Origin of the sequence: Acetobacter papayae JCM 25143 (assembly GCF_000613285.1) — a bacterium.
Classification (GTDB): domain Bacteria; phylum Pseudomonadota; class Alphaproteobacteria; order Acetobacterales; family Acetobacteraceae; genus Acetobacter; species Acetobacter papayae.
On the sequence record NZ_BAIN01000074.1, the window covers coordinates 1 to 10,813 of the forward strand.

The following is a 10,813-nucleotide window of genomic DNA, read 5'->3' on the forward strand; positions in this document are numbered from 1 at the left end:
CGCGCGCGGCACTGGTGGTCAGGGCGGCGTAGGCCCGCAGCGCCTTGGAGACAACGCGCTCGCGCTTGGGCTGCCAGGCATCGGCGCCCAAATCTTCCATGCGCGCCCGGCGGTCTGAAAGAACGGCATCGCTCACCGCGACACTCAGCCTGCGGGCGGGAATGTCGATTTCGATCATGTCGCCTTCTTCCACCAGTCCGATCACGCCGCCTTCCGCCGCTTCGGGGGAAATATGGCCGATGGACAGGCCCGCACTGCCGCCCGAAAAGCGACCATCGGTAATCAGGCGCAGTGCTCGGCCAGACCTTTGGATTTCAGGTAGCTGGTGGGGTAGAGCATTTCCTGCATGCCCGGCCCGCCGCGCGGCCCTTCATAGCGGATCAGCACTACGTCACCCGCCTTGATACGGTCGCCCAGAACGGCGGATACGGCGGCATCCTGACTTTCGAAAATGCGTGCCGGGCCACGGAACAGCTCAAGCCCGGCGGCAACGCCCGCGGTTTTCACAATCGCGCCGTCTTCCGCCAGATTGCCGTACAGCACGGCCAACCCGCCATCCTGATTATAGGCATGGGCGCCATCGCGGATGGCACCGGCCTGCGCATCCGTATCCAGCGTGTGGTACTGGCTGGCCTGCGAGAAGGCTTCCGTGGTGCGAACCCCGCCGGGAGAGGCGCGGAAGAATGTCTGTGCGCGTTCGGTCGGGGTTGCGCCGCGAATGTCCCACTCCGCCAGTGCCGTGGGCAGGTTGGGGGCGTGCACCATGTGCACATCGCGGTGCAGCAGGCCGAGGCGGTCAAGCTCGCCCATAATGGCGGGCACGCCGCCTGCGCGGTGCACGTCTTCCATGTGCACATCCGCGCGGGAGGGCGAAACCTTGCACAGATGCGGCACCATGCGCGACAGGCGGTCGATGTCCTTCATGGTAAAGGGCACCTCGCCCTCATGGGCGGCGGCCAGCAGGTGCAGCACCGTGTTGGTGGACCCGCCCATGGCGATATCGACCGACATGGCGTTTTCAAACGCTGCGAAGGACGCAATGGCGCGCGGCAGCACGGAGGCATCGTCCTGCTCGTAATGGCGGCGGGCGAGTTCCACAATCCGCTGTCCGGCCTGCACAAACAGGTCGCGCCGGGCGGCGTGGGTGGCCACAAGGCTACCATTGCCCGGCAGCGACAGGCCGAGCGCTTCGGTCAGGCAGTTCATGGAATTGGCGGTGAACATGCCCGAGCAGGAGCCGCAGGTGGGGCAGGCCGAGCGTTCGATCGCCAGCGAATCCGCATCGCTCACGCCCGGATTGGCCGCCGAGACCATGGAGGTCACGAGGTCCACCTTCTGCTCGATATCCGCCAGCGTGACACGCCCGGCTTCCATCGGCCCACCCGAGACAAAAATGACCGGAATGTTCAGCCGCATGGCGGCCATCAGCATGCCGGGGGTGATCTTGTCGCAGTTGGAAATACACACCAGCGCATCCGCGCAGTGCGCGTTGACCATGTATTCCACCGCATCGGCAATCAGCTCGCGCGAGGGCAGGCTATACAGCATGCCGCCATGGCCCATGGCGATCCCGTCATCCACCGCGATGGTGTTGAACTCGCGCCCGATCCCGCCTGCTTCTTCAATGGCGCTACAGACAAGCTGCCCCAGATCCTTGAGGTGAACATGCCCCGGTACAAACTGGGTGAAAGAATTGGCTACCGCGATAATGGGCTTGCCAAAATCACTGTCTTTCATGCCTGTGGCGCGCCACAGGCTGCGTGCGCCTGCCATGTTGCGCCCGTGGGTGGTGGTGCGTGATCTGTAACCGGGCATCGGGGTCTCTCTGTTCTGGTTCCATGCTTGGATGAAGGGGCGTGGATCAAGGCGGTGCAGGACCGCGCGCGGCACCATACGCCATATGAGTGCCGCTGTCAGGCCGCAGTGATGCGCGGTGGCGCAATGGTGTGGCGCCACGGTAACGCCGCGCCGTTTCCTGCCGTGTACAGCCAGCGCGATATGCGGCGGAAGACTGTGCCGGTGCGTTCTGCACCCATGCTACAGTTTTGTGATAAGCGGCAGTTTGCATCATGGCGGCAGCTTCTGCCGGTTGCAGGAGCGCAGGGCGTTCAGTATTGCTCGAACTCAAGTCCGACAGAATGCTCGGAACGGAGAGAAGATGGATATACCTGCAAGGCAAAACGCGCCTGTCAGCCCGGATCAGGCTGGCACCGCACGGAGTGGTCGCCGTACGGCGGACCCTGCGTTCCGCCTGCTTGTGACCATAACCGGCGTGGCCGTTCTGGTTGTGCTGGGGGCGATCATTGCCGTTATGGTCAATGGCGGGTGGCATGCGTTTGCCACTTTCGGGCCGGGCTTTCTGGTTTCTGATGCCTGGAACCCGGTTACACAGCATTTTGGGGCGGCGGCCCCTGTTTTCGGCACGGTGGTCAGCAGTGCGCTGGCGCTGCTGCTGGCGGTGCCGCTGGCCTTTGGCACGGCATTCTGGCTGACGGCGTTAGCACCACCCACCGTGGCTTCGGTCATTGGTATGGCAGTGCAGCTCCTCGCTGCGGTGCCCTCTATCATCTTTGGCATGTGGGGCTTTTTTGTGGTGGTGCCGGTTATCGCCCATTATGTGCAGCCCTTCCTGCACCACACATTCGGTCATGTGCCGGTGCTGTCGGTGCTGGTGGCGGGCGCACCGTTCGGCACCGGGCTGCTGACGGCAGGCTTTATCCTTGCCGTTATGATCACCCCGTCCATTACCGCTGTCATGCGCGATGTGTTTGCCTCCATGCCCGCCGTGCTGCGCGAGAGTGCCTACGGGCTGGGTGCGACCCGTTGGGAAGTCATGCGCAACGTGGTTCTGCCCTGGTCGCGCGAGGGGCTGGTGGGCGGTATCGTGCTGGGCATGGGCCGCGCCATGGGCGAAACCATGGCCGTGACCTTCGTGATCGGGGATAGCAATCATATCGGCTGGTCGCTTTTCGCCCCCGCCAACACCATTGCCTCGCTCATCGCGCTGGAATTCCCCGAAAGCCCCGCAGGCAGCCTCAAACTGGCCTCGCTGCTGGCGCTGGGAGCGATCCTGATGGCGATTTCCTTCGTAACCCTCTGGTTCTCGCGCTGGCTTCTGTCACGCGGTGAAAACACGGGACGCCGGGTATGAGCACCACCTCTCCTTCTCTCATGCGGGCGGACCGCTCGCGCGCGCTGCTCGTGCGCCGTCAGGTGGCAGACAGGCTGGCCACCGGTTTTGGCTGGGTGGCCATGGCCGTGGTGGTGTGGATGCTCGGCTCCATTCTGTGGACATTGCTGCGCAACGGCCTGCCGGGCCTGAGCGTGCATCTGTTCACCCGTTCCATGGCGCCTCCGGGGCAGGATGGCGGTCTGGCCAACGCCATTGTGGGGGATATCCTGCAAACCGGGCTGGGTGTGCTGTTGGGTGCGCCCGCCGGCCTGCTGACGGGTATTTTCCTTGCGGAATACGGGGCGGACAGCAAGCTCGCGCGCATGGTGCGCTTTGTGTCCGACATGCTGCTTTCGGCTCCCTCGATCCTGATCGGCCTGTTTATCTACATGATCATGGTCGCACCTTTCGGGCATTTCTCGGGGTTTTCGGGTGGTGTTGCGCTGGCCATTCTGGCCATGCCCATCGTGGTGCGCACGACCGAGGACATGCTGCGCCTCGTGCCGGTGTCCATGCGTGAGGCCGGGATTGCGCTGGGTGCGCCCAAGTGGCGGGTTATCCTGTTTATCTGCCTGCGCGCGGTGCGTGGCGGGGTCATGACGGGCATTCTGCTGGCGGTGGCCCGTGTGGCGGGTGAAACCGCGCCGCTGCTGTTTACATCGCTGGGTAACTCCGAGTGGTCTTTGGACATGTCGCGGCCCATGGCCAGCCTGCCGGTGGCTATCTACCAGTATGCCGGTTCGGCCTATCAGGACTGGATGGAACAGGCCTGGAGCGGCGCGCTGCTGGTGACTGTCGGGGTTCTGGTTATTAATATTGTTGTGCGGGTGGGAACCCGCGGAGGACGGACATGAATACAGGCGTCCAGGCCACGGGAAGCACGCAGGCTTCCCCCAACGGCTCGCAGGAGAGCACGCAGGCGGAGGCGCGGTTCAGTGCTGGCACCACGCAGGCTTCTACCATGCCCCTGACCGAGCAGGACGAGCATCTGACGCGGCCCGCCGCGATGGAAGTGCGCGGGCTGAACTTCTATTACGGCACGTCTCACGCGCTGCATGATATTTCCCTTCGCTTTCCCGAGCGGAGCGTTACGGGCATGATCGGGCCTTCGGGCTGTGGCAAGTCCACGCTGCTGCGTGTACTCAACCGGATGTACGACCTGTATCCCGGCCAGCGCGCCACGGGCGAGGTGCTGTTCGATAACCAGAACATTCTCGCACCGGGTGTGAACCTGAACGTCCTGCGCTCCCGCGTGGGCATGGTGTTCCAGAAACCCACCCCCTTCCCGATGTCGATTTATGACAACATCGCTTTCGGCATCAGGCTGCATGAGCGTGTCTCGCGCTCGGAAATGGATGGCCGGGTGGAGGATTCCCTGCGCCGCGTCGCCCTGTGGGCCGAAGTGCAGGACAGGCTGCACAGCTCCGCCACCGCCCTGTCCGGCGGGCAGCAGCAGCGCCTGTGTATTGCCCGCACCATTGCCGTGCGGCCGGAAGTCATTTTGCTTGATGAGCCGACAAGCGCGCTCGATCCGGTGTCCACCGCGCGTATTGAAGAACTGCTGGATGAACTCAAGGGTGAATTCACCATCGCGATCGTGACGCACAACATGCAGCAGGCTGCCCGCTGCGCTGATCAGGTGGCGTTCTTCTACATGGGCCGTCTGGTGGAAGTGGATAGCACGCCGCGCATGTTCACCGCCCCGCGTGAAAAACAGACGCAGGATTACATTACCGGCCGTTTTGGCTGATCTGCTCCCCGGTCTTGATTAGGATACCGCACCATGGTGAACGAACCGACCCATACCGTAACCCGTTACGACCAGGAGCTTGAAAGCCTGCGCGGCATTGTTGCGCGCATGGGGGGGCTGGTTGAGCGGCAGACCGCACAGGCCATTGCCGCCGTGGTGGACCAGAACGAGGATGCCGCCCGCGAACCCCCGCGGCTCGATGCCGAGGTGGACCAGCTTGAGCGTGAGGCCGAGCAGCTTGCTATCCGTATTCTCGCCCTGCGTGCGCCCATGGCGGTAGACCTGCGCCAGATTGTTGCCGTGCTGAAAATGAGCGGCGATCTTGAACGTATTGGCGATTATGCGTCCTCCATCGCGCGGCGTGCGCTCAAGGTTGAGCAGCTTGAAGGGGCTCTGTCCTTTTCCGCCCTGCGCGCCATGGGTCGTCTTGTGCAGGAAAACCTGCATAAAGCGGTGGAAGCCATGGTGGAAAACGATGCCACCCGTGCCAAGGAAGTCTGGAACGCGGATACGGAGGTGGACGAAATCTATACCTCCATGTTCCGCGAGCTGGTCACCTATATGATGGAAGACCCGCGCAATATCGGGCCGTGCATCCATCTGCTGTTCATGGCCAAGAATCTGGAGCGGATCGGCGATCACGCAACCAACATTGCCGAGCGCATCTACTACGCCGTAACGGGCGACATGCTGCCAGCCGAACGCCCGCGCGGGGGCGATGCCGCCAAGGCCATTCCGGGCTGATAATACCCGGCCATAAAGACCAGTCGTAAAACCGGAACGGGGCGCGCTTTCATGGCGCGCCCCGTTCTGTTTTGGCCTGCCCCGCGTATCGGGCGCGGGGGTTTGGTTCAGTTCTCGCTGTTGAGATACCAGCTTACTGACAGGGTGGCGGGCTTGGCCGCGAGAATACCCGCTATTTTGTGCAGGGTGTCGGGGTCATGCTCCCCCGGCAGCAGTGCAAAGCTGACACGGGTGGTGCTGTCCGAGGTTTTCAGCACTGTCATGCGGCGGATCGTGTAGCCTGAATCGGACAGGGCATCTTCCGCATCTGCCAGTATTTCGGCGGTGGCATCGGAGCGGATTTCAAGGTCAAGCGCGTAGGTGGCCTCTATGGCTTCGCTTTTGACGGGCAGGCTGTCCACGGCCCGCACCAGTGGGCGCAGCACCGTGTTGCCCGCAATAACAAAAAAGGTCAGTAGCGTGCCCTCGGCCAGCATGTCGCTGCCGCAGCAGGCCCCCACAGCGGCGGAACACCAGAGCGTTGCCGCCGTGTTCATGCCCCGGACACTCACCCCCTCCTTGATAATGGCGCCCGCCCCTAAAAACCCGATACCCGAGACCACATAGGCAATCACGCGCAGGGATTCGACATCCCCCGCCAGTCTTTGCGCCAGATCCACAAAGGCGGCTCCGCCCAGTGCCACCAGTGCATTGGTGCGGATACCGGCGGTGCGCTGGCGGTATTGCCGTTCTGCCCCGATCAGCATGCCAAAAACAAATGCCGAGAGTAGGCTGGCCGCGCTGTCACCAAAGCTGTGGAGGTCGAAGGTATGGACAAACCGCATGGAAAATCCTTGTCGGGCAATGCGCGCGAAAGCTCAGGGCCATTATGTTGAAAATGGCCCCGTGCTGGACGGGATGCGGGTCTGACCTGTCAGGACGGTCAGCACCGGGCAGGCCCGGTGAGGGGCTGCGCGGGTACTGTGTGCGGGCGGTTTGCCCTGTGTAAAGTGACGTTTTTACTGCGTGATCAGGAACAGGCTATCAGGGCTTGCTGATGTGCAGGCCCAGTTGCTGGTTGATCTGCGGTATGGAGCCCAGCGTGGCCAGCCCTGCCAGCACGGCCACAAGGGGCTGCGGCTGGGGTGGTTGCAGCACAACATGCAGCGGCTGTTTGCCCGGATTCGCCAGAAAAGCCGCAATGGCGCGGCCCTCGGGCGTGCCGGGTTGCTGGGTGGCAAGGCTGTCGAGCAGCATGGCGGGCTCATGCCCCGGGCCTGCGCAATGGCCTGAAGCGCGCGGGGCACCATGCCGTGATCCAGATAGCTCAGGTCGAGAGCGATAACCGGCATGTCCGGGCGGGGGGCCGATAGGAGCGGGGCGGAGCTTGAGTGGGCGAAAGTTCCGTTCAGGTGCAGGCGGCCCATATCGGGGGCATCCAGCGCCAGTTCCTCGACATGCAGGGTATTGGTTTGCAGGTTACGGGTTTCATTCAGCACCAGCCCCCCCGCGAAATGCGAGTAACCCAACGTGGGCAGCCAGCCCAGATTGGGCGCATCGGGCCAGAGTTCCAGCCCGCGAATGCTGACGACATCCTGCTCCGTGCTGTCGGTGCGGTTCGTATGCGCAAGAATCCGCGCAGCTTTTACCAGCGGAGCCGTGGTGGAGAGGTCGAGATTGGTAATGGTGATATCATGCGCGCCGGGCCGGGGCAGGTAAGGCGCTCCGGTGGACAGGCTGGTATAGAAGCCCGACAGGTCCATGCCATCCACGCTGACGGCTTGCGCATGCAGGTGGCGTTGGCCACCGCCCGGCCCCATGTCAGGGGGCGAATCGGTATTGACTGCGAGGTCGCGCGTTTCAAGCCGGGAGGCCAGACCCTCGCCAAAATTGTCCAGCGTGGCATCGGACGCGGCCAGATCGGTCTGCACGGGGCTGACAAAGGCCCGCAGGCGCACGGCATGGGCGTGGCCTATGCCTAATGACTGGCCGGTGTCGTCAGGCGTATCCGCCCGGACAGGCAGGGTCAGGTTTTCAATGTCGAGCTGGTCCATCTGCAGGCTGATGGCCGGGTCTGTCAGTTGAAAGCCATGAAAGGACAGCCGCCCGATCTGGGTTATGTCGTCCCCGCTCTGGCCGGGGCGCTCCAGTTCCGCCCTGTCGGCGGTGATGGTCTCAGGCCCCTGACGCAGTGTCAGGTTTGTAAAGTTCACGCTGCGGCCCAGTATGCCGGGCCTTGCCGAGGCAAAGGTGAAGGTGGCATCCGGCCCGAGCGCCTGTCTGAAGTGGTCTATGCTGGTTTCCAGCATGACGTGTTCGGCATGCCGTGTGGCAAACCAGCCCACGCTGCCCAGTATGGCGGCGCCGCCAGCCATAAGAAGAAGATGTTTCTTCAAGTGGGAACGATCCTGACAGTTCTAGCTCAGGCAGCAAGTTCTAGCCCTGATGCGGGCGGGGGGCAAGTCAGTGCACGGTAACATGTTACCTTATAAAAAATGCCTGAAAAAACCATGTGGGACGCAAAAATACTTGACGCGCACCCCGCGCCGCTCCCATAAGGCACCACCAAATTGCGTAACTGTCCAAATATGGAATCAGTCCCATGAAGACCACCCTCTCGCTGAAGCCCGCGGAGGTGACGAAGAACTGGATCCTGATCGATGCCGAAGGCCTCGCTCTGGGTCGTCTTGCCGTCATCATCGCACAGCGCCTGCGCGGCAAGCACAAGCCCCAGTTCACCCCGCATGTTGACTGCGGCGACCACGTTGTCGTCATCAACGCGGAGAAGGTTGCCCTGAGCGGTCGTAAGGCCGAGCAGAAGCTCTTTCATTACCACACCGGTTATGCCGGCGGTATCAAGACCCGCACCGTGGCACAGCGCCTGACGGGCAAGCACCCCGGTCATCTGGTCGAGAAGGCCGTTGAGCGTATGATCACCCGTGGTCCGCTCCAGCGCCAGCAGATGCGCAGCCTGCATGTCTATGCCGGTGCCGAGCACCCGCATGGTGGCCAGACACCGCAGGTGCTGGATGTTGCGGCGCTGAACCGCAAGAACGTCGTTAACGCTCAGAAAGGCTGAGTCCCATGTCTGAAACTCAGGAACGTACAGGCACGCTCGCCGATCTGAAGACCGTGGCTCCGGTAGCGGTTTCCGGTGCGCCAGTCTACGAAGTCAAGCGTGATGCCCAGGGCCGCTCTTATGCTACGGGCCGCCGTAAGGATGCCGTTGCCCGCGTGTGGATCAAGCCCGGCAAGGGTGAGATCACCGTTAACGGTCGTCCGGTTGTCGAGTATTTCGCACGCCCCGTGCTGCGTATGCTGCTGACCCAGCCCTTCCTCGTGTCCGACCGCTACAACCAGTTTGATGTAGTGTGCACGGTTACGGGTGGTGGTCTGTCCGGTCAGGCCGGTGCGGTTCGTCACGGTATCAGCCGCGCGCTGACGCACTACGAACCCGAACTGCGCAGCATCCTCAAGGCTGCTGGTTTCCTGACCCGCGATTCGCGTCAGGTTGAACGTAAGAAATACGGTCGCGCCAAGGCCCGTCGTTCTTTCCAGTTCAGCAAGCGCTGACACTGGCGGGGCCTTATGGCCCCGTGGAACGACTGCTGGAAGCCACGTGTTTTCGCGCATACGAGAAAGGCGGGTGGCCATTGGGCCATCCGCCTTTTTTGTTGGGCGCAGCTCTGGTGGAAGCCCACCGGCAGCGCTGCATGCTGCCAGTGGGTGGGGCTTTTACCCTCAGGGGGTCAGGAAAGCCCGGACATCGCGCGCGAGGGCGGTTCTGCTATCCGCGCGGGTATAGAGCATGTGCCCGCCCGTATAGACATGCAGGCCAATCCGGTTGCGGCCAACGGGCATCTGCTCTGCCACCCAGCGTGATGAGGCATACGGGCACACCAGATCGTAATAGCCGTTGGCGATGAACACCCGCAGCGTGGGGTTAAGCGCAAGCAGGCGGCGCAGGGTGGGGATAGGGCGCACCAGCGGTTCCTGACTATCCCGGTAGTCCCATGCGGCGTTTACCTTCAGGTTCAGCAGGTCGTAGCTGAGCGGGGTGCGGAAGTTCAGCGTGGTGGCAGCGTAATGCTGCATGGCGCTGCCATAGGCGCGGGTAAAGCCATCCAGCGCCGGGTCGGGGCTGGCGCCGTTATCCACCCCTTCAGGGAAGGGGTCTGCAATGGACAGGGTGGCGTCATAGAGCGAATACAGCCGTCCGCCCCGGCTGCGCACGTCATGTGCTTCAGGCTGGATACGGCCGCGCTCACGCTCCACCACATCATGCGGCAGGCCGGTATGGGCGGCCACGCTGTCATAGAAATCCGAGCGGGCCTCGCCTTCTGGCGGGGCGGCAATCAGCGTGCTGGCATAGGGGCCTAGCGCGTAGGCATAGGCGCTTTCGAGATGCGAGGCCGTGTTTTCGGGCGTTAGCTTGTGCTGGAGCGACAGGTTGGACATTTCAAGTGATGGCAGCACGAAAGCCTGCGCCAGCGTGTCGTTGGCGGTGTCCAGCAGGGTCATGTCCAGTGCAGGCGAGATCATGACAATCCCGTTGACCAGAAAATTCTGCTCCTGTGCCAGTGCATCCGCCACCTCAATGGCGCGCAGGCCGCCATAGCTTTCTCCCACAAGGTAGCGGGGGGCCTCAAGCCGTCCGTTGGTGCTGGCCCAGAGCTGAATGGCCTTGGCAAAGGCGCTGGCGTCTTTCTTCACGCTGTAGAAGGTTTCTGCCGCGTGGGCGGGGTCTGTCGGGGTAGACCAGCCCGTGCCCGGTGCGTCGATAAACACCAGATCGGCCGCGGCCAGCCAGCTATCGGGGTTGGCTTGCAGTTTGGCGCTCGCACCATCGGCGGGGTTGCCTGCGGGGAAAGCCAGAATTTCCGGCCCGGCGGCCCCCAGATGCAGGTAAGCCGTGGCGGCTCCCGGCCCACCATTGAAAAAATAGGCAACAGGGCGGCGGTCCGGTGCGGCGTCATCCTGCGTATAGGCGGTGTAGAATACGCGCGCGGTGGGTTTGCCGCTCTCGTCACGTAGGGTCAGCGTGCCTGCGCGGGCAGTATAGGCAATCTTGTGGCCGTCGAACTGGCCGGTATGGCGGGTTGTCGCATCGGCTGGCAGCAGGGCGGCGGCATTGGCAAAGCTGTCAGTGTCGCTCTTGGCGGCGCTGT

At 63.0% G+C, this 10,813-nt stretch carries 9 protein-coding genes and 1 pseudogene; 6 read left to right on the forward strand and 4 right to left on the reverse strand.

The window, feature by feature from the left end; genetic code table 11:
• Positions 1-1,815 (reverse strand): annotated as a pseudogene (ilvD, locus tag JCM25143_RS19535) (dihydroxy-acid dehydratase); the annotation flags it as partial.
• A gap of 343 nt (positions 1,816-2,158) precedes the next feature.
• On the opposite strand from ilvD, the gene pstC reads away from it, so the two are divergent.
• The 4 genes from pstC (at position 2,159) to phoU (ending at position 5,666) form a co-directional block, all read left to right on the forward strand.
• Positions 2,159-3,151, forward strand: a complete 993-nt coding sequence (pstC, locus tag JCM25143_RS12870) for a phosphate ABC transporter permease subunit PstC (protein ID WP_025861496.1) — start codon at positions 2,159-2,161, stop codon at positions 3,149-3,151.
• Complete coding sequence (gene pstA, locus JCM25143_RS12875; RefSeq protein WP_025861497.1) at positions 3,148-4,026, forward strand: phosphate ABC transporter permease PstA; 879 nt, start codon at positions 3,148-3,150, stop codon at positions 4,024-4,026. The genes pstC and pstA overlap by 4 nt, the downstream gene beginning before the upstream one ends.
• A 107-nt stretch (positions 4,027-4,133) precedes the next feature.
• Complete coding sequence (gene pstB, locus JCM25143_RS12880) at positions 4,134-4,922, forward strand: phosphate ABC transporter ATP-binding protein PstB (protein ID WP_025861499.1); 789 nt, start codon at positions 4,134-4,136, stop codon at positions 4,920-4,922.
• 33 nt (positions 4,923-4,955) lie between these two features.
• Positions 4,956-5,666, forward strand: a complete 711-nt coding sequence (gene phoU / locus JCM25143_RS12885) for a phosphate signaling complex protein PhoU (protein ID WP_025861500.1) — start codon at positions 4,956-4,958, stop codon at positions 5,664-5,666.
• Between the two features lie 107 nt (positions 5,667-5,773).
• On the opposite strand, the gene JCM25143_RS12890 is transcribed toward phoU, so the two are convergent.
• Together JCM25143_RS12890 and JCM25143_RS19540 are read right to left on the reverse strand one after the other, a co-directional pair.
• On the reverse strand, positions 5,774-6,490 hold the full coding sequence (locus JCM25143_RS12890; protein WP_025861502.1) for an MgtC/SapB family protein: 717 nt from the start codon (positions 6,488-6,490) through the stop codon (positions 5,774-5,776).
• A 174-nt stretch (positions 6,491-6,664) separates the two neighbouring features.
• On the reverse strand, positions 6,665-8,020 hold the full coding sequence (locus JCM25143_RS19540) for a hypothetical protein (RefSeq protein WP_051543355.1): 1,356 nt from the start codon (positions 8,018-8,020) through the stop codon (positions 6,665-6,667).
• Positions 8,021-8,247: 227 nt separating this feature from the next.
• Here JCM25143_RS19540 and rplM point away from each other — a divergent pair, with 227 nt between their 5' ends.
• Positions 8,248-8,724: a 50S ribosomal protein L13 gene (gene rplM, locus JCM25143_RS12900; protein ID WP_025861503.1), complete on the forward strand. Its 477-nt coding sequence runs from the start codon at positions 8,248-8,250 to the stop codon at positions 8,722-8,724.
• A gap of 5 nt (positions 8,725-8,729) precedes the next feature.
• Entirely contained in the window at positions 8,730-9,218 is a 489-nt protein-coding gene (rpsI, locus tag JCM25143_RS12905) for a 30S ribosomal protein S9 (RefSeq protein ID WP_025861505.1), read from the forward strand.
• A gap of 168 nt (positions 9,219-9,386) precedes the next feature.
• Here rpsI and JCM25143_RS12910 read toward each other — a convergent pair.
• Positions 9,387-10,813, reverse strand: a 1,427-nt coding sequence (locus JCM25143_RS12910) for a S10 family peptidase (protein WP_025861506.1), incomplete at its 5' end; no start/stop codon positions are given.